This window comes from Chloroflexota bacterium (genome assembly GCA_016235055.1).
In the GTDB taxonomy this organism is placed as follows: domain Bacteria; phylum Chloroflexota; class Anaerolineae; order JACRMK01; family JACRMK01; genus JACRMK01.
This window is the reverse complement of sequence record JACRMK010000032.1, coordinates 1-19297: the sequence shown is the minus strand read 5'-3', so window position 1 is coordinate 19297 and position 19297 is coordinate 1. Positions and strand designations below refer to the sequence as shown.

Genomic DNA, 19297 nt, shown 5'->3' with positions numbered 1-19297 from the left:
ATACAGATCAACTGGTTCGGGCGGCTAACCGCGCGGTAACGCGCCCCGCAAGTACCTCACCACAATAACGAGCGCCACGGCCATCAGGCCCGCGATCACCCAGATCCACTCGAAGTCCAGGCCGCTCGTCGGCAGCGCCGAGGTTCCGACGCTGGCGGTCGCCGTGGCGGCGGCCGCACTCGCCGCAGCCGTGGTTGCGGTCGCCGTCACCGCCGCCACGCCGGCCGGCGTTGTGCTCAGCACGACGGTGATGACGCCCACGATGGTGCCGGTTGGTGTCGGCGTAATAGTTGGCGTGCCGGTCGGCGGCGTGGTCGCGGTCGGTGTTGCGGTGTTTGCCAGCACGCCCACCTGAGTCGCCGTCGGCGTGTTCGTGCGCGTCGCCGTGGGCGGCGCGGTTGTCGCGGTAGCCGTCGCGGTCGCTGTAGGCGTTGCAGTCCCTGTGGCCGTGGGAGGCAACGACGTGTTGGTGGCTGTCGGCGTGCTGCTCGGCGTCGCGTTACGAGGCGTCGAGGTCGGCGTCGGCGTGTTAGTTGCCTGGAAAAGTGGCGCTGCTGCGACGATGCCCGGCGTGCCCAACAAAAGGGCAAGCGCGAGCCATGCCAGCATCAGCGCGGGCGAAAGGTGTCGTTTCACAGCGGACCGATCCTTGTCACGGGATTTGGTTTGGTAAAAGTGTAGCAGAATCGCACCCCGTTGACAAGTAGGATTTTGGCCTCATTTGTGCGGTGAGACCGACCGGTCGCGCTTACGCGTTGGGGACGCGGCCGGTTCGCAGGAAGTTCACGAGGGCGCGCCGGTCGGCCAGCCCGGATGACACAATAAACCAGATGAGGGCGGCCAGCGCAACGAGCTCGTACAGGAACAGGTACGGCCGGCGCGAGAAGAGATCCTTGTAGGCGGCGCTAAACGCTTTGGGGTCGCCGATGTGCTTCCACTGGTGGAAGCGCAAGCCGCGCAACGGAAACCAGAATGTATCGTGAAAGAACCAGATGCGGTCGCCAACGATGTGCCCGGTGAACGCGATGACGTACGGGCGCAGCGCCGGTACGAACCAGGCGAGCAGCCAGAGCGGCACGTGGAAGATCGGGGCGTGCGCAAACAGCAGGCCGGCTTTCGTCTGCGGCAGTACGAAGATCGCCAGCGGTTTGTCGATCAGGTCGGGCAACATGCCGGCCAGTGCGACGGCGCGGTAGTCGGCGCCCTTCAGTCGCAGATCACGCCCTGCCAGCCATTTCTGGACGGCGACGGCGACAAACGCATGGGATTGTGGTAGCACTCGGTCTCCGAACCTGGGGCCCGGCGCGCTAGGGCGTCAGGCGCAGGACCACATTCTGCCAGAAGCCGCCGTTCATCTCGAAGCGCGACAGTTCCTCCACGTGAACACCGGCTCGCGCAAACAGCGTCGACCACTGGATCGCCGTGTTGGTGTGATGGCACACCGGTACGCCCCAGCGGAAATGTGGGATCGAGTCGATGGCGCGCGTGAACGGACGCCGCAGCCGACCTTCAACATGGTTCTCCACAATCACCACCCCATCGCGGGCGACGCGCAGTGCCTCGCGCAGCACGATAAGCGGATCGGGGGTATGGTGCAGAACAAACACGAGCAGACTGTAATCGAAGGAGCGGTCGGCAAACGGCAGGTTCTGGCCGTCATACGTGTGCAGCTTTAGAGGCGTGCGGTTGTAGTCTACGACGTCGACCAGCGTCAGATACGCGCCGGTGGCGCGGCGAAGCGCGTCGGCGACATGGCCGTCGCCGGCGCCGATCTCGAGCAAGTGCTGTCCGGACCGGAAGTGCGGGGTCAATTGTGCGGAAACGATTTGAGCACGGTCGGGCATAGGCGTGATTTAGCGCGCGGCACGCAGGCGGGCTAACTGGTTCTCGGCTTCGATGCGCCAGTAGCCGTTCTTGCCGCGTCGCAGGTATTCTTCAAAATCAGTCACAGCGTCTTCGCGGGTGTCCAACCGCCCGAATACGCGCGCCAGCCCCCGGTTCAGGTGCGCATCGGCGATGGCCGGGTCCAACTCGATCACCCGCGAGAAATCGCGGATGGCACGCTCGTAGTCGTTCAACTCGCGCCAGTACACGACGCCGCGCGCGAAGTGCGCTCCGGTCAACCGAGGATCGAGTAAGATCGCCTGCGTGAACTCGCCGATCGCGTCGTGATAAGCGCTCTCGGCGAGCGCGCGGTTGCCGCGCGAGCGATGGGCAAGTCCCAGCCAGTAGTGGTAGCGCGCCCGCAGGCGTGTGAGCAGCGACATGGGCTTTCATGGGCAGGCCGCGCCGGGTCTGGGTGCGGTCTGCCCCAATTGACCTACGCCCGCAGGCGCAGAAACTTGTGCTTGCCAACGTTGAGCACCATGCCGTCCTTGGGCGCGACGACCTGTTCGATGCTGGCAACCGTCTGGTCATCGAGCCGCACGGCGTTCTGCTGGATCAGGCGGCGCGCCTCGCTCTTGCTGACCGCAAGCCCGGCGGCCAAAATCAGGTCCACGATGCCGGTCGGCGCGGCGAGCGTGTATTCGGGCATTTCTATTGGCTGCGCGCGCTCCTGGTAGACGCGTTTGAAATGCTCCTCGGCCGCCTGGGCCGCTGCGTCGTTGTGGAAGATCGACACCATTTCGCGTGCCAGCTTCATCTTGGCGTCGCGCGGGTGCAGGCGGCCGCCGGCGACCTCCGCCTCGATCGCGGCGATATCGGCCGGCGACCAACGGGTCAGCAGGTCCATCCATGAGCGCATCGATGTGTCCGGAATGCTCATCGTCTTGCCGTAGATGACCTCGGCCGCCTCGTTGATGCCAACGTAGTTGCCCAGGCTCTTGCCCATGCGCTGTGTGCCGTCGGTGCCAGTCAGGATCGGGAACGTCAGCGCGACTTGCGGGCGCTGGCCGTGCACTTCCTGCAGTTTGCGGCCGACCATCAGGTTGAACAACTGCTCGGTGCCGCCGATCTGCACGTCAGTATCCATCGCCACGGCGTCGTAGCCCTGCATGAGCGCGTAGAAGAACTCGTGAATCCAGATCGGGTCGCCGTTGCGGAAGCGCTTGTCGAACGACTCGCGCTCCAGGAACTGCTGCACCGTGAAGTTGGACGCCAGGTTGATAACGTCGCCGAAGGTGAGTTTGCCGAGCCAGTCGCCGTTGCGTCGAATGATCGTTTTTTCGCGGTCGAGGATCTTGAAGACCTGGTCGAGCCAGTCTTTTTCGTTCTGCGCCACCTGTTCCGACGTTTGCTGCGGACGCGCCTTATCCTTGCCGCTCGGGTCGCCGATCAGACCGGTGAACGTCCCGATCAGAAAGGTCACCGCGTGTCCGAGATCCTGGAACTGGCGCATCTTGCGCATCGGCACCGTGTGGCCGAAATGCAGGTCGGGTCCGGTCGGGTCGAAGCCGCAGTAGACGCGCAGCGGGCGGTTCTCGGCCAGGCGCGCGCGCAACTCGCCTTCCATGACCTTGTGCGTGTGCGCGTCGCCGAAATCGACGCCGCGCATCAAGGTTTGCATCTGCTCGTCAACAGGTCGCATAGGGATACCCTCGGTTCAGAATTGGCGCGGACAACAAAAAACGTGGAGGCGTGCCTCCACGTTTGCCTGCGCGTCCAAGTCCAAAATCAAGACGCCGTGAAGCCGCCGGTCGCGTGCGCCGCACGGGCGCTGCCGCAATGGTAATAGCCGGTCGCATTCAGAGCCGTGTTCATGAGCGAAAGTTTAGCACAGGCGCGCCCGGCGGTCAAAAACTGACTGGATGATAGAGATGAAGAGACGAAGAGATGACAAGGTGAAGAGGTGACGGGGTGAGACGGTGACCCGCTGATGAGTGCACCATGTCACCAGGTCACCTTGTCACCCCGTCATCTTTTTCATCTCTTCATCAAGTCATCCAGTCATGCGGCTACGGCAGCCCTTCGACCGTCTGCTGGGCCGGGTGCTCGATCGTGAACTCGAAGCGCAGGAACTTCTTCTCGTTGGGCGCGAGCGCCAGCAGCCATTTCAGCTCACCCAGGTCAGTCTGCTCGCCGGGGCGCGGGTCGGCGCTTTCCAGCTTGACCTTGATCTGCTCGTTGCGCGGCACCGGAAGTTGGTCGCGCACGTCGAGCGCGGACTTGACGGTGCGCAGATTGCGCAACTCAATCTCGTAGCCGACGCGCAGTCGGCGGCGGTCGCCGATGATGAACGCCTTGTCCACGTCGCGCGTGACCAACTTGCGCTTGACGAATATGCGGTCGTCCACGCCAAGCGCAAGCTCGAACTCCTCGTTCGGGGCGACGAGTTTCAGGTTTGTGCTGCCAATGAAATCGCCGTCCAGGAACAGATTGGCGCGGCCGGGCAGTATCGTGTACTCACTGGCATTGGTGACTTTGGCGCGGCGGAAAGCGGACTCGGTCAGTTTCGGCACGCTGATGTAGTCCATGCGCGGCTTGAGTTCAATCGTGCTGATCGTGACTTTGTGCGGCGTGCCGTCGCTCGGCACGCTGACCGTCTGCGCCAGCCGGTAGGTGACGGCTGCGCCCTCGCTGTCGACGACCGCTTGCGGCGCTTCCATTTCGGCCTCGGGTGCGCCCGCGCCGCTGACCATCATATCAGCTTGCATCATTGGGGCGGGCGCGGCAGCCATGGCGAAACCGGGCGGCATCGCCCGTTTGGCGGACATCGGGCGCGGCATGTAGATGTCCAGGTACCACGGCGTCAGTCCGGGCCGGATGGTCGCGAGCGCCGGGCGCGCGGTGGATAGCGTAAGCGTCACGTCTTTCCACTCTTCGCTGGTATTCTGGGTGATCTCGGCCAGGTAGGCGAGCGACAGCGCCGCGCCGTCACCTTCCGTGCCCGATGCGCGCACGTCGTACAGCGCAGCCCACGAGGCGTCGTCGAGCATATAGATCAGTTCGACCGTCAGGTCGCCGGCTTTCTGGACGCTCACCTCAACGCTGGCCTCGTAACGCTCGCGCGGCTGTGCGGACTGCACGCGCTCCAGTTCTTTCTTCAGCCGGTCGATCTCACGCTGGTTGTCGCGCCGCATGACGGCCAGTTCGCGCAGCGTGGCCTGGCCCTGTGCCATCTGGCGCGAGACGAACGAAACGAGGTCGTCGCCCTGGCCGATCTGCGCGCGGCCGAGCGCCAGCCCGCGCGCGAGTTGCTCGGCCGACTGGTCGGCCAGCTTCTTGACGAACGCAATATTAACCTCGGCGACCGACGTGCGATTGGTCAACTCCGCGTCGATCTGTGTCAGTGCCTCAATCTGCTTTTCGAGGTCGCGCGCGTTGGCGGCGGGCGTTTCGCTGAAGTAGGTGCTGCGCGTGTCGACGCCGAGCAGCGACGCGACCGCCGTGCCGCGCCCGGCGGCGCGCACCGAGTCGGTATCCAGCGACAGCGGCAGATCAGAAAAGACGATGCGATGCACGCCCGGTTCCAGCGTGAGCTGGCCGCGCCGTGTGACGCGCGCGCGGTCGGGAAACAGCGTAACCTCGACGATTGCTGAGTTGATGTCCACCATGCTGAGTTATCTCCGTCTGCCGCACCGGGCGGCGCTGGGCGCGCAGCCGCGACACGCGCGGCCAGCGCAAATTACTTTCGGGCCGTGCCTGATTGAGAGTATAATAGCGCAAACTAATCTCGTAAAGGAGCTCCGTACATGTCGAATGCGTCCGCAAATCCCAAGTATCTTTGGTCGGATGGCAATCTGGTGGAGTGGGAAAAGGCGATCGTGCATATCACCGATCTGGAGTGGGTCGGCACCAGCTCGGTCTTTGAGGGCATCAAGACATACCGTAACCCGGAGGATGACCGCTCGTACATCTTCCGCCTGGAAGACCACATGCGTCGCTTCGACGACTCGATGCGGCTGATGGGCATGAAGCCGAAATGGAACGCGCAGCAACTGACCGAGGAAGTCCTCAAGCTGACGCGCGCCAACGGCGTCAAAGACGACCAGTACATCCGGCCGTTCGCGTATCTCGACCACGGCAGCGCAACGGAGCTTGACCGTTCTTCGCATATCCTGATCACCAACAAGCCGTTCAAGTCGACGCTGAAGACCGGCCGTGTCACCTCCGCCGCTATTTCGTCGTGGACGCGCATCTCGGACAACGTGATGCCGCCGCGCGTGAAGGCCGAGGCGAACTACCGCAACAGCCAGTTGGCCTTCAGCGAGGCGCGCCGCAACGGCTACGACGAGGCGATTCTGCTGAACGACCGCCACACGGTCGCCGAAGGCGCGTGGGCCTGCGTCATGATCGTCAAGCGCGGGCGGGTAATCACGCCGCCAGTCACGGCCGGCGTGCTGGAAAGCATCACGCGCTACGCGATGCTGCAGATGTTCGAAGAGCAACTCGGTACGAAGTGTGAGGAGCGTGAAATCGACCGCACCGAATTGTACCTGGCCGACGAGATGTTCCTGTGCGGCACCGGCTACGAGGTGACGCCGGTCACGTCGGTGGACCGCTTCACGGTCGGCGATGGACAGATCGGGCCGCTGACGGCTCGGATGATCGACCTGTACCACGACGTCGTGCGCGGCTTGGATGCGCCGTACGATGCGTGGCGTATGGCCATCTAGGCGTGATGCCGCGCATAACGTGCGAGAATTGCGGCGCCCGGCGGCGCTCCGGCGAGGCGTTCTGCCCACACTGCGGCTGGCATGCCGCGGGTGAGTCCGCGCGGCAGGTCGTCATTGCGCCGCCACGCGCCGTGGCGCCGTATCGGCTGGACCGCGCCGTGATGATCGGTGGCGCGACAACGGTCGGTCTGAGCGCGGCGTGGCTGGCGGTGCGCTGGATTGCGCCGCGCATCGCCAGTGCGCTCGCCGATCGGCTGCGCCCGCCGCGCGTGCCGGCCATCCGTCCGCAAGCGCCCGCGTCCGGCGACGAGATGCGCGTCGAGATGGTCGTCTGGTCGCGGCGCATCTTCACTCGCCGCAAATAGGTAACTTACCGCTTAACCGCAAAGGGACACGAGCATCACTCGTGTCCCTTTGCACATTGTCCTCATACCCATTGTCCGGATGAGCGAAGGAGATCCCCATGTACGGAGCGCAGACCGAGTACGGCAAACTCAAGCGGGTGCTGATGCATCGCCCCGGCATCGAGCTTAACCTGATCCGCGACGACACCTACACGGCCTACAACTACCGCCGCGCGATCGATATCGCCAAGTTTCAGAGCCAGTACGATCACCTGACCGAGACGATGTCGGAAGCCGGCACGGATGTCGTGCTGTTGACCGACGTGCTGAAGGGCGACGACGAGGCGCTGGGCTACATCGCGCGCCGCCCGAACATGTGCTACACGCGCGATCTGGCGGTGACGACCAACGGCGGCGTGATCCTGCTCAAGATGGCGATCAAGGGGCGCGCCGGCGACCCGTGGGTGATCGGGCGCGCCATGGAGCGTGTGGGCGTGCCGGTGCTGGGCGAAATCCAGGCGCCGGGCCTGCTGGAAGGCGGCGGCATCCAGTTCATGGACGAGCGCACGGCTGTGATTGCGTTGTGCGACCGCGCCAACGAGGTGGCGATCAAACAGTTCTGCGACCTGACGCTCGGCGAGCATCTCGACGAGGTGATCATGGTCATCGTGCCGGAGGGTAACATACACATCGACGGCGTGTTGATGTTCGTTGGTCCCAAAGTGGCGATGGGGCATCTGGGCACGCTCGATTTCCACCCGTCGGTGATCTTCCGCGCCGACCGGCGGCCGGAATACACCTTCTTCTCGTCGATCATGCAGAAGCGGGGCGTGGACTTCATCGAGACGTCGCTGCAAGAGCGGCACGACATGTGCATCAACTTTGTCGCCACCGCGCCGCTGCAGGCGGTCGGCTGGTCGTGGGCGACACGCCTGAGCGATGCAATTCGCCAGCGGGGCGGAAAGGTATGGAGTGTCGAAGGCGACGAACTGGTGAACGGCAACGGCGGCCCGCACTGCCTGACCTGCCCGATCGAGCGCGAGCGGTAAACGCGTACGTTCTCGCTGAGCCGCACCTCGGCACAGCCAGTCAAACGACAACGGCGGCTCCCATGGGCGGGGGCCGCCGTTTTTTACTTACGTCTGAAGGCACGTCGGCGCAGCACATACAGCCCACCGACGGCAATTCCAGCGATGCCAGCCAGCGAGCAGCCGGAGATGCCGACTACGCCCAGCACGAGGCCGCCAGTAGCCAGCAGGTCGGGCGTTGGCGTGGCGGTCGGGCGCGGCGTGGCAGTCGGCCGGCGCGTCGGCGACGGGGATGGCGTCTCGGTCGGTGTGTCGGTTGCCGTCGCGGTCGGCGTTTCGGTGGGTGTGGCGGTCGGAGTTCCGGTGGCAGTCAATGTCGGTGGCACAGTAGCCGTCGGTGAGCGCGGTGTGGCGGTGCGCGTCGGTGGAGGGCGTGGTGTGGCGGTCGGTTCCGGGGTGGGCGTGGCCGGACCGTAGGCCGGGTCGGCAGCCAGCGAGATGGCGGTCATCCACAATCGGTCCTCGCCGGCGCTGCCCTGATTTACAGTGATATCGGCAAACACCGTGATCTTCGTGCTGCGCGCGTAGACGCCGCGCACTTTATGCTGGGCCGTGCGAAAGATGATCTGCGGTTGGCTCCAGACGATGGACGGTGAATTGGGGTTGCTCCCGCCGTCCGGGTCGATGCCGACGCGCCCGTACATTGTCATCGCGGCCACCAGCCAGCCGATGCGCGCGTAATACGCTTTGCCCGGCGTGACGTTGTCGATGACCTGGTACATGCCGGCGCGCCACGGCTGGTGCGTGTTGGAATAAATGCTCTGCTCGCGCCCACCATTGACCATGTCGTCGGGGTCGTAGGAGTTGCCGTGGTAGTTGACGTCGAAGCGCGGGCTGCCTGCCGCAACATACGGCGACCAGTCGTGGTATACGATGCCGAACGGATCCACCCCGTAGACGGGCCGCTGGAAACGGCAGTTTTTGGTCAGCACGCCGACGTCGGCGCACGGATCCGGCGCATCCTGTGCCTCGGCTGACTGCGCCGTGCCGACCGCCAGTAGCATGCCCAAAAGCGCAAGCAGCAACCGGCCGCGCGCGATCATTTGCGCTTCCAGAACCAGTAGGCGAAGACGCCCAGGGAGACCGCTACAAATAGTGCGCAGGCAGAGAGCGAAATCAGACCGAGGGCGATGACGTCCATGTTGCTCTGAATCAAGTCCGGCGCAGGCGTCGGCGTCAAGGTGGCCCGGCGCGTCGGCGATACCTCCGGGCGCGGTGTGCTGCTGGGTGCCGGTGTATCCGTGGCCGCCAGCGCAACGACGGTCGGGACGCTCGTCGGCACGGCTGTGGCCGCCGGCAAAGGCGTTGCCGTGCGGGTCGCTGTGGGCGGGGGCGTGTTGGTCGGCGGCGGAACCGGCGTGGCGGTGCGCGTAGCGGTCGGCCGTGGCGTGTTGGTCGGCGGTGCGGGTGTGACAGTGGGAGCCGGCGTGGGACCTGGCGGTGGCGGCGCGGAGCCGTCCGGGACCAAGATGACCGCGTCGATCCAGACCTGGTTGGGGCCGCAGTTGAACTGCACCTTGGCCTGTACGAACACTGTGACCGTGCCGCCGACCGCGCTCGCTTTGATTTGATGTATGCCGAACTGATTGCCTTTCTGCATCTGGATGTACGAGTTCCAGACGATGTTGGGCGAGTTCGAGTCGGTGCCGCCGTAGGGGTCAATGCCGATGCGTCCGACGTTGCCTGGATTGACACACTGCGGCGTCAGCCAGCCAACTCGGGCGCGATAACCCTGTCCGGCCGAGACGTTGACCTGCTGATACAATCCGGCTTCCCACAGGCCGCCGTCCGACCACATGCGCTGGCAGGGCGGCTCCGGCGAGTCGCATACGGCGTCAAAGGTGGGAGCGCCGGTAACCACGTAACCAAAGAAGCTGATCGCGACGCGACCGGCGCCGGGCTGCGGCCGAAATCCGGCATCGAAGCGGCAGTTGACGATCAGATTGCCGGTCGTGGCGCACAGGTCCGAATTGTCCTGGGCGCCGGCCGGTGTCGCGCCGGCCAGGCCGAGCGCCGCCAGAAGCAATAACGCCGCCAGAATACGAATGTGCATAATCCTCTCCATGCTCAAAACCAAAGGATTATACCGTGCGGCGCACAGCCGGACAAACAGCAGTAGCGAATCGCGGCGGTCAATGGTGCGCGACCTTATAGATCGTCCAGCCGTAGCCGACGAACACGGTCGTAAAGAGCAGCAGATCGCGTAGTTGCGTGTGGCCGTCGCGCGCCGTGCCGAAATCGAGGTTGAAGAAGAACAGCGTCAGCACGAACAGCATCAGGGTGAACGCAATCAGCACGGCCGCCAACTGGTTGGAGTTATACTGTTTGGTCTCCTGCAGGTAGACGACGTGATAAGCGAAGGGACCGCCGAAGCCGTGAAAGACGACGATGCCGATCAGCGTCACGGCATAGAGCTCCTCAAGAAATGGCAGGTCGAGCCACAGGCCGGTGGCGACCAGCGCGATGAACGCGACGGCTGCGAGGCAGGCGATGGCGACGCCGGCGCGGCGCATCAGCGCCGTCAACACGACGGGCGCTAGTTGATCGTTCGCGTAGCCGAACAGGCGCGGGGGCACCAGGTACGACCCGAGCCAAAGTACGAACGTGGACGCGAACAGCGGTGCTGCCAGCGGCGGCATGCGCCAGGCCACCAGTTCGGCGATGATGGCGCCGAACAGCACTGAGACCGTCACGGGGTAAATCAGTTTGGTCATCCGTTCATCCTCGCGGCGCGCGCGAATATGGGGCGGTGCGCGCCGGGCGCTGCCATTATAGCGCAGTCCGGAGAGCGTGCCATCATTTTGCGCCGCCATTTGGCCCGGCTATACTCAACTTCGCCGCTTCCGCTTAGCTTGTTGGCGCGGCGCGAACGGCCAAGCGAGAACCATCATGACTCGAGTGATCTTTATGGGCACGCCCGATTTTGCCGTGCCTGCCCTGCGCGTGTTGTGCGCGGCGACCACCGTCGTCGGCGTGTATACGCAGCCTGACCGGCCGTCCGGACGCGGGCGCAAAGTCGAGGCGTCGCCCGTCAAACGCGAGGCGGAGGCGCGCGGCTTCGCGGTGTTCCAGCCCAAGTCGCTGCGCCCGGCGGCGATCGTGGAGGCGCTGCGCGCGCTCCAGCCCGACCTGATCGTGGTGGCGGCCTACGGCCTGATTCTGCCGCAGAGCGTGCTGGATATCCCGCCGCTCCACTGTATCAACATCCACGCGTCGCTGCTGCCGAAGTATCGGGGCGCGTCGCCGATCACCCACGCGATACTGAACGGCGAGCGCGAAACCGGCATCACGCTGATGCAGATGGAGGCCGGGCTTGATACCGGGCCGATCATCGCGCAGCGCACGGTTCCGATTGATACCGCCGACACGACCGGCGCGCTGGAAGCCAGGCTCAGCGTGACGGGCGCAGAGTTGCTGGCGCAGACCCTTCCCGCCTGGATCGCACGAACGATCACGCCGGTTCCGCAGGACCATGCAGCAGCTACGCTGACGCGCCTGATCAACAAGGCAGACGGCCTGATTGACTGGAGCGCGCCCGCGGCGCAGATCGCGCTGAAAGTGCGCGCGTATACGCCGTGGCCCGGAGCGGTGACGACGTGGAACGGCGAGACGATCAAGATCGTTCGCGCCGCGGCGGCCGCCGAGCGCGGCGAGCCGGGGCGTGTGACGGTGCGCGGCGGTTCGGTGCTGGTTGGAACCGGCGAGGGAAGCCTGCGATTGCACGTGGTACAGCCGGCCGGCAAGCGCGCGATGGATGCGGAGTCGTTTGTGCGCGGCCGCCCGCAATTTGCCGGCGCATCGCTGGGCGGAGCCGCGTGAACTGGGCTTACCTCGGGCTGATTCCCTTCCGCGACGCGCTCGAACTGCAGAAGCGGCTGGTGGCGCTGCGCAAGGCCGGACGGATTGACGACACGCTGCTGCTGCTCCAGCACCCGCCGGTCATCACGCTGGGCGTGCGCGGCCGCGACGAGCATGTGCTGGCGCCGCGCGCATGGCTCGCCCAACAGGGCGTGGAGGTGGTGCGCACCGAGCGCGGCGGCGACGTGACGTACCATGGGCCCGGGCAGTTGGTCGGCTACCCGATCATTGACCTGGCCGGCTATCGCAAAGATGTGGGGTGGTATGTGTCGACGATCGCATCCGTGATTGTCGACGTGCTGGCCGAGATCGGTGTGTCCGGCGTCTACGAACCGAGCACCCCGGGCGTCTGGGTCGGCAACGACAAAGTGGCGGCGATCGGTGCGCGCATCGAGGGGTGGGTGACTTATCACGGCTTCGGGTTGAACGTGGCCCCGGATATGGCTCACTGGCAATGGATTGTGCCGTGTGGTATTCCTGACCGCGGCGTGACATCGATCGCCCAACTGAGCGGGCGCGCCGTGAACGTGAATGACATGCTCGAGCCGGTCGTGCGCGGTTTCGGGCGCGCCTTTGGCGTCGCCATGCGCGAACTGTCGCCCGGCGAGCTTGAAGCAAAGGAGTATTTGGCGTCATCGCTGCGCTCTGATATAATTCTTCGTGCCGGGGAGTAGCGCAGCCTGGTAGCGCACTTGTATGGGGTACAAGTGGTCGAAGGTTCAAATCCTTTCTCCCCGACCAAGCTCGTGCCTCAGTATTGCGTCAAAGCGTTTGTTAAGGCGTATGCGGGCGAATCGTGTGCCACACGATTCGCCCGTTTTCTATTTCTGCGACTTCTTCTGCGATGCGTGCTACTTTCTCGTGATGAGTAATTCCCCAAGCGATTGTTGCGTGTCAGTACGATTAATAGCAATCGCTGCCCTCCCCCCGGCCCCCTCCCAGCGAAGCTGGGAGGGGGAGTGAATCAAAAGGGATTGGCGCGGCGGCAAAGCCGCCGCGCCAATCCCCAATCAGCTTTTCCCCTGCTCCCCCGCGCGCGGGGGAGCAGGGGCCAGGGGATGAGGGGGTGACAACGGCCTTGCCACCAGCCATGGGGACATGATCAAGCTGAAACAAATGGACGCTGCACAGCCGCGTGCAGGTAGCGGGGGCGTTGTGCGCACTCGTCGCTCTTGTGTTGACGCGGCGCGCGTCCCGTCGACAGGCTCAGGGCCCGCCGCTACCCTGGCGCGGCACAAGTCGGTAGGGGCGCGGTCTCCGCGCCCGGTTCCTCGCCACACCACGACGGGCTTCCCGGCCTTTCCAAAGTAATCCCGAAACAGGTGCTATAATCAAAGGTGACGTTACCTCCAACCACGGCGCGACTCGACGTTTCTGAGTCGTGGTAAGCCCGTGAATGGTTTGTCCAAGGCGTAGACGAGAAGCCGGTTGTCTCGCCGGCGCAATCGACGAGCGATGCAGAGCAACGCGCGATCGTCGATCCCGGTGAGAGCGCGGCGCATGGCGCGGAGTTCATGGCGACCGGCAGGCGACCGGCGAGATTGCGAGCTAGAGCCATGTTCTGCTTCTGCAAGGCGGCCCACCCTCGATACGCCGCATGGCAAGGCCGGTCCCTGGGTACACGTGCTTCAACCCAGGCCTCGGACCGGAAGGACAACAACCCCCAGATAGAGTGTGTGGTGCGGCCGGTGCGGCCAGGCGCTTGTGCCGGCGAGCCGGCGCAACCTATCGCAGGACGCCTGCCCATGATGCGGCGCCACACCTGATTTTCGGCAGCGAGAGCAGCCGATGGCTGCGCCCGCTGTTTGACGCGCGTCGGGCCTGCGCAACGATCGCCAGGCAGCGTGCTCTTGGTGAGGGCACGTAAACGTGACGACCACCAACCAAATAGAACGGACGCCCGACTATGTGCGGCGCCGGTACAGTTCTACCTGGCGATGGGCGCGCGCCGCCGGCCCGCCGGCCGCGGGTCTGATGTATGCGGCGCTTAACGGCTATCAGCCGGACTCTGGACGCTCGTCGGCTCGGCGCTGATTGCTGCGGTGACTTGCTAACGTGCCGCCGCGTGGCGGCGACCTGCCAGACTGGACGACGGTGCGGTGACCGGTATGCATTAGAATGCGTTCATTGCCACTTCTCTATGCTTACACGCGCGGCACCGAAGTGCCCGCTGATGTCCAGGGCGAACGATCGGAGGATGCATGACGAAACCGAACGTTGAGTACGCTCCCGCGCCTGACGAACTACAGGCTGCCGCGGCCGGTGCGGCGCGGCGCGGCTGGTTCAACGCCACATCGCGCCGGGCGCAGATGGCGGCCGCACTGGCGGCTTTCGCCCTCTACGCGCTCGCTTTCTTCGCGACTTATCCTCTGCTGGGGTCGGCGGCGACCTCGTTGTCTGCTCTGCCGGTGATCGTGGCGGGGTGGCTTCTCGGTTTGTGGCCCGGCTTTCTGTTTGGCGTGCTCTGCTTTGTTATCAATCTGGTTCTACTCAACGTCGCTGGAGAGCCCGGCTGGGAGATTCTGTTCCACAGCGCCGGCGGCGTGATGGGAACGGCGCTCCTGCCGGTGCTTGGCGCCGCGGCCGGGCGCGTGGGCGACCTGGTGCGACAGGCCGAGCGTGAACTATCCGGGCGCCAACATGCGGAGGACCAAATCCGCCGAATGGCGCTGCTGCTCGACACGGCGCCCAATTCCATTACCGTGCATGACCTGGATGGGCGTTTCCTGTTTGCCAACCAGCGGGCGCTGGATCTGCACGGCTATGAGCGGGACGAGTTTATGGCGCTCAATCTGCACCAACTCGATGTGCCCGCCAGTGAGAAACTGTTCGGTCCGCGCACGCAGGCGCTGCTCGAGCGCGGTGAAGCGACCTTCGAAGTCGACCACTTTCGCAAAGACGGCTCGGTCCTGCCGCTGGAAATCAGCGCCCGGGTCACTACCTGGGGCGGCGCAAAAGCCATCCTCAACGTCGCCACCGACATCAGCGAACGCAAGCGGGCAGAGAGCGCCCTGAAGGCACATGAGCAGCATCTTCTTTCCATCTACGATACGGTCGGGGATGTCATCTTCCAGCTCGCCGTCGAAGGCGAGGATCGCTACCGATTTTCCGACGTTAACCGGGCGTTCCTGGCCGTGACCGGCTTGACGGCCGCACAGGTGATCGGCCAGCCGCTCGATGCAGTCATCCCGCAACCTTCGTTGGGCATGGTGTTGGAGAAATATGCCGCAGCCATTCGGGAGAAGAACGTTGTGCGCTGGGAGGAGACCTCCGCGTACCCGACCGGCACACTGGTCGGGGACGTCAGCATCGCGCCGCTCTTTGATGAGGCCGGTCAATGCAACTACCTGGTCGGCGCCGTGCATGACATCACCGAGCGCAAGAGGGCGGAGCAGGCGCTGAAGGATTCGGAACGGAAGTATCGCTCCCTGGTGGACGTGGCGCGCGACATTGTCTTCAGCGTTGAGACGGATGGCCGCATATCCTCGGTGAATCCGGCCTTTGAGGCGCTTACACAGTGGCCGCCGGCCGAATGGGTCGGCCAACCATTCGCATCGCTGATTCACCCGGATGACCTGCCGCGTGTGGCCGAGTATTTCCGTCGCGGCATGGCGGGTGAAACACCGCCGGTCTTTGAAACACGCATTCGCACGCAGGCGGGCCCGTATCTGGATTTGGAACTCAGTACGGCGCCGCACTGGGAGCATGGGACCATCGTCGGCGCGATCGGTATCGCTCGCGACCTCACCGCCCGCAAGCGCACGGAAGCGGCGTTATCGGAAAGCCGCGCGCAGTTGGCCGGCATTATCGCGACGGCGATGGATGCGATCATTACCGTCGACGTGGACCAGCGCATCGTTGGCTTTAACGCCGCCGCCGAGAAGATGTTCGGCCACCCGGCGGCGGCGGCCCTCGGGCAGCCGCTCGCCCTGCTTGTTCCCCAGGGCTTTCGCGCGGCCCATGCCGGACAGTTCGACGGCTTTGTCAACGATGGCATAACAATGCGCGCCATGAACGAACTGCCCACACTCGCCGGCGTCCGCGCGAACGGAGAGGAATTTCCGGTCGAGATTTCGATCTCCGGCGTCGAGATAGCCGGCAGGAAACTCTACACGGCCATTGCGCGCGACATCACCGAGCGCCAGCGGGTGGAAGCGGCGTTGCGTGCGAGCGAAGAACGTTACCGCCTGTTGGTGGAGACCTTGCCCGATGGCGTGATCGTCCACAGCCAGGGGCGCGTCGTCTTTGCGAACCCGTCAAGCGCCGCCCTCATCGGCGCCGCCAGCCCCGCTGAGCTAGCCGGAAAGCCGGTTATGGAGTTTGTGCACCCTGACTACCGGGCACTGGTCTTGAAACGCATTCAGCAGTCGCTGAGCGACGGTGTGCCTCTTCCCACCATGGAAGAAAAATTCGTGCGGCTCGACGGAACACCGATTGACGTTGAGGTTTCCGCCATGCCGTTTGCCTACGCCGGCAAACCGGCCATGCTCACGGTCTTCAATGACATTACCGGACGCAAACGGGCGGAGCAGGCGCTGGCTGCGTCGGAAGCCGAGTTGCGCGCCCTGTTTGCCTCGATGCGTGACGTGGTGCTGGTCATTGACCGCGAGGGCATCTATCGCAAGATCGGCCCCACCGCCCCCGCGGTCTGGTATATACCCCCGCACGAATTGCTGGGCAAACGGCTGCACGATGTCTTCCCGTCCGAACAGGCTGACGTCTTTCGCACGGTTGTACAACAGGTGCTGGATACGAAACAAACCACGCAGATCGAATATGAACTCAGCGGCAACCCGGGCGTGTGGTTCGAATCATCCATCGCGCCGATGGACGAGGAGCAGACGCTGTGGGTGGCCCGCGACATCACGGCGCGCCGGCAGAGCGAGGAACAGATGCGCCACCGCATGGCGGAACTGGAAGCGCTGCACACCGTCTCCGCGGCACTGCGTAGCGCCGAAACCATCGACGAGGCGCTGCCGATTCTATTGGACGAAATGCTGGCCGCGCTGGAAACCGACGCCGGCGCCATCTGGCTCTATCACGGCGATAGCGGCGAACTGCGCGTTTCCGTCGAACGCGGCTGGTTTGCGCCGCTGGGCAAAACACCGATGAAACCCGGCGAAGGCATTGCTGGAACGGTCTTTGCCAGCGGACAAGCGCACCTCAGTGCCGACTTCTTAAACGATCCGCTCTCCCGCGCCACGACCCATGAGCAGGTGCCGGCCGGCTGGGGCGGCGTGTGCCTGCCGATCCGCACCGGCGCAACGTCGGTCGGGGTGTTGTTCGTATCGAAGCCGGCCGCGCACCCGCTCACGGCGGAGCAAGTCAAATTGCTCGAGTCGCTGGCCGAGATGGCCGGCGCGGCCCTGCACCGCATGCGCCTGCACGAGGAGACCGTGCAGCAGGTGGCGCAACTGAAGGCGTTGCACACCGTCTCGGTTGCCCTGCGCATGGCGCAGACCAGCGACGACGCGCTGACGATCCTGTTTGACGAAACGCTGGCTGTGCTGGACACGGACGCCGGCGCGATCTGGCTCTATCACGCCGATAGCGGCTATCTGCGCCCTGCCATCAACCGCGGCTGGTTCCAGGAGCTCGTGACGATGCCGCTGAAACCGGGCGAGGGGATCGCCGGTGCGATCTTTGCCAGCGGTCAGACCTATTCCACCGCCGACTTTCGGAGTGACCCCCGCGCACGCGCCGATAACTACGAACGGATACCGCCCGTCCGCAGCGTCGCCGGTCTGCCGCTGCGCAGCGGCAGCGAGGCGGTGGGGGTGCTGTTCATCGCGTTGCCGCCACAACGTTCCTTCACGGCTGAACAACTGGCGCTGCTCGAATCACTGGCCGAGATGAGCGGAGCCGCCCTGCACCGCATGCGCCTGCACGAAGAGACCGTGCGCCATCTCAACCAATTGCAGGCGCTGCACGATATTGACCTCGCCATCAAGGCCAGCATGGACCTACGCATCACGCTCGACATCCTGCTCGGGCATGTCACCTCGCAACTGCAGGTGGACTGCGCCGCCGTGTTGCTGCTCGATCCCTACGCCCAGACGCTGGCATACGCCAGCGGGCGCGGCTTTCGCACGTACTACGCGCAGGCGGCGCGCATCCGCGTCGGCGAGGACTTCGCCGGCCGCGCCGTGCAGGAGCGACGCATGATGCATGTAACCGATGTCATAGCCACAGCGGCGAATGCCCACTTTGTAACGCTGTGGCAGCAGGAAGGCCTGGCCGCTTACTACGGCGTGCCGCTGATCGCCAAAGGGCAAGTGAAAGGCGTGCTGGAAGTGTTCCACCGCACGCCGCTGGCCCCCGACCCGCTTTGGCTGGAGTTTCTTGAAACGCTCGCCGGACAGGCGGCGATTGCCATTGACAATGCGCAGCTCTTCGACAACCTGCAACGCTCGAATCTGGACCTCTCGCTCGCCTACGACGCCACGATCGAAGGCTGGTCGCGGGCGCTCGATCTGCGCGACAAGGAGACTGAGGGGCACACCCAGCGGGTGACCGCTTTGGCGCTACGCCTGGCGCGCTCGATGGGTTTGGGCGATAGTGAACTGATGCACATGCAGCGCGGCGCGCTGCTGCACGACATCGGCAAGATGGGCGTGCCGGACAGCATCCTGCTCAAGCCGGGAGCGCTGAGCGAGAGGGAGTGGCAGGTCATGCGCAAACACCCGGACTATGCGCGCGAGATGCTGGCGCCGATCGCTTACCTGCGGCCGGCGATCGACATCCCGTACTGTCATCACGAGAAGTGGGACGGCACGGGTTACCCGCGCGGTCTCAAAGGCGAGCAGATACCGCTGACGGCGCGCATCTTCGCGGTGGTGGACGTGTGGGATGCGCTGCGCTCCGACCGCCCGTACCGCAGCGGTTGGCCGGACGCTGAGACGCTGGCCTATGTCCGCGCCGAGGCGGGGACGCACTTCGACCCGCGGGTCGTGCAGACGTTCCTGGCGCTGATGGCGCAGAGCGATGACGGCGCGGACTTGAACGCGCCCTGAGCGGCACAACCACACGTCATGCCCGCGAAAGCGGGCATCCAGCGGTGTTGCCCCTGGACTCCCGCTTCCGCGGGAGTGACGTCTCGTTGGGCCGCATGTGCCCGTCCCCCAATCTGAAATGCACCCCGGAGTGACCGGTCCTTGCGCCGCGCTGGACTTCTTGCCCTCCGTCAGTTCCCCGTTATACTTCGTGGACGAGTGAACTTATTCCGTTTCGATTTTTAGATGCCCTGATTTGTCTTGGTTGTCCTGTGCGCACGCCACCATCTGGCGCGCGTAGCGGCCTGTGTTACGTCTGCCTGGATTCCGGCTCCCATGGAAATAGGCAACTCCAGGCGTAGGGCCAGGTCTTTGACCTGGCCAACTGGACGGGTCAAAGACCCGTCCCTACAACGACACGCCCATTTCCATGCGCGAGTGTGCGTCCCTGGCGCATC

Annotated in this window: 15 protein-coding genes and 1 tRNA gene; 7 read left to right on the top strand and 9 right to left on the bottom strand. The window is 64.6% G+C overall.

Going from position 1 to position 19297, the window contains the following annotated elements:
- Positions 1-24: 24 nt before the first annotated feature.
- From HZB53_08070 to HZB53_08045, 6 genes are all read right to left on the bottom strand, one after another.
- Positions 25-636 (bottom strand): hypothetical protein, encoded by a 612-nt coding sequence (locus tag HZB53_08070; GenBank protein MBI5877589.1) that lies wholly within the window; start codon positions 634-636, stop codon positions 25-27.
- Between the two features lie 112 nt (positions 637-748).
- Entirely contained in the window at positions 749-1279 is a 531-nt protein-coding gene (locus HZB53_08065) for a hypothetical protein (protein ID MBI5877588.1), read from the bottom strand.
- Between the two features lie 28 nt (positions 1280-1307).
- The gene (locus HZB53_08060) at positions 1308-1781 is read right to left on the bottom strand and encodes a class I SAM-dependent methyltransferase (protein ID MBI5877587.1); all 474 of its coding nucleotides are present in this window, start codon (positions 1779-1781) and stop codon (positions 1308-1310) included.
- Positions 1782-1853: 72 nt separating this feature from the next.
- Entirely contained in the window at positions 1854-2267 is a 414-nt protein-coding gene (locus HZB53_08055) for a tetratricopeptide repeat protein (GenBank protein ID MBI5877586.1), read from the bottom strand.
- Positions 2268-2320: 53 nt separating this feature from the next.
- Positions 2321-3529, bottom strand: coding sequence for a tyrosine--tRNA ligase (locus HZB53_08050; protein ID MBI5877585.1), 1209 nt, complete (start codon positions 3527-3529; stop codon positions 2321-2323).
- Positions 3530-3896: 367 nt separating this feature from the next.
- On the bottom strand, positions 3897-5495 hold the full coding sequence (locus HZB53_08045; GenBank protein MBI5877584.1) for a mucoidy inhibitor MuiA family protein: 1599 nt from the start codon (positions 5493-5495) through the stop codon (positions 3897-3899).
- Between the two features lie 138 nt (positions 5496-5633).
- Here HZB53_08045 and ilvE point away from each other — a divergent pair, with 138 nt between their 5' ends.
- The 3 genes from ilvE to HZB53_08030 all read left to right on the top strand — a co-directional run bounded on the left by ilvE (position 5634) and on the right by HZB53_08030 (position 7950).
- A complete protein-coding gene (ilvE, locus tag HZB53_08040; protein ID MBI5877583.1) occupies positions 5634-6557 on the top strand; it encodes a branched-chain-amino-acid transaminase in 924 nt (307 codons plus the stop codon).
- 5 nt (positions 6558-6562) lie between these two features.
- Positions 6563-6922 carry a zinc ribbon domain-containing protein gene (locus HZB53_08035; protein MBI5877582.1) on the top strand — a complete coding sequence of 120 codons (360 nt, stop codon included), beginning with the start codon at positions 6563-6565 and terminating at the stop codon, positions 6920-6922.
- A 98-nt stretch (positions 6923-7020) separates the two neighbouring features.
- On the top strand, positions 7021-7950 hold the full coding sequence (locus HZB53_08030; protein MBI5877581.1) for a hypothetical protein: 930 nt from the start codon (positions 7021-7023) through the stop codon (positions 7948-7950).
- An 83-nt stretch (positions 7951-8033) separates the two neighbouring features.
- Here HZB53_08030 and HZB53_08025 read toward each other — a convergent pair whose 3' ends face one another.
- The 3 genes from HZB53_08025 to HZB53_08015 all read right to left on the bottom strand — a co-directional run bounded on the left by HZB53_08025 (position 8034) and on the right by HZB53_08015 (position 10703).
- On the bottom strand, positions 8034-9032 hold the full coding sequence (locus HZB53_08025; GenBank protein ID MBI5877580.1) for a hypothetical protein: 999 nt from the start codon (positions 9030-9032) through the stop codon (positions 8034-8036).
- A complete protein-coding gene (locus HZB53_08020) occupies positions 9029-10042 on the bottom strand; it encodes a hypothetical protein (GenBank protein MBI5877579.1) in 1014 nt (337 codons plus the stop codon). Before HZB53_08020 ends, HZB53_08025 begins: the two co-directional genes overlap by 4 nt.
- 79 nt (positions 10043-10121) lie before the next feature.
- Positions 10122-10703 (bottom strand): hypothetical protein, encoded by a 582-nt coding sequence (locus tag HZB53_08015; protein MBI5877578.1) that lies wholly within the window; start codon positions 10701-10703, stop codon positions 10122-10124.
- A 175-nt stretch (positions 10704-10878) separates the two neighbouring features.
- Here HZB53_08015 and HZB53_08010 point away from each other — a divergent pair, with 175 nt between their 5' ends.
- From HZB53_08010 to HZB53_07995, 4 genes are all read left to right on the top strand, one after another.
- Positions 10879-11808: a methionyl-tRNA formyltransferase gene (locus HZB53_08010; protein MBI5877577.1), complete on the top strand. Its 930-nt coding sequence runs from the start codon at positions 10879-10881 to the stop codon at positions 11806-11808.
- Entirely contained in the window at positions 11805-12521 is a 717-nt protein-coding gene (lipB, locus tag HZB53_08005; protein ID MBI5877576.1) for a lipoyl(octanoyl) transferase LipB, read from the top strand. Before HZB53_08010 ends, lipB begins: the two co-directional genes overlap by 4 nt.
- Positions 12512-12588, top strand: a tRNA-Pro gene (locus HZB53_08000). The genes lipB and HZB53_08000 overlap by 10 nt, the downstream gene beginning before the upstream one ends.
- Before the next feature lie 1460 nt (positions 12589-14048).
- Positions 14049-18860: a PAS domain S-box protein gene (locus tag HZB53_07995; protein MBI5877575.1), complete on the top strand. Its 4812-nt coding sequence runs from the start codon at positions 14049-14051 to the stop codon at positions 18858-18860.
- The last annotated feature ends 437 nt before the right edge of the window (positions 18861-19297 follow it).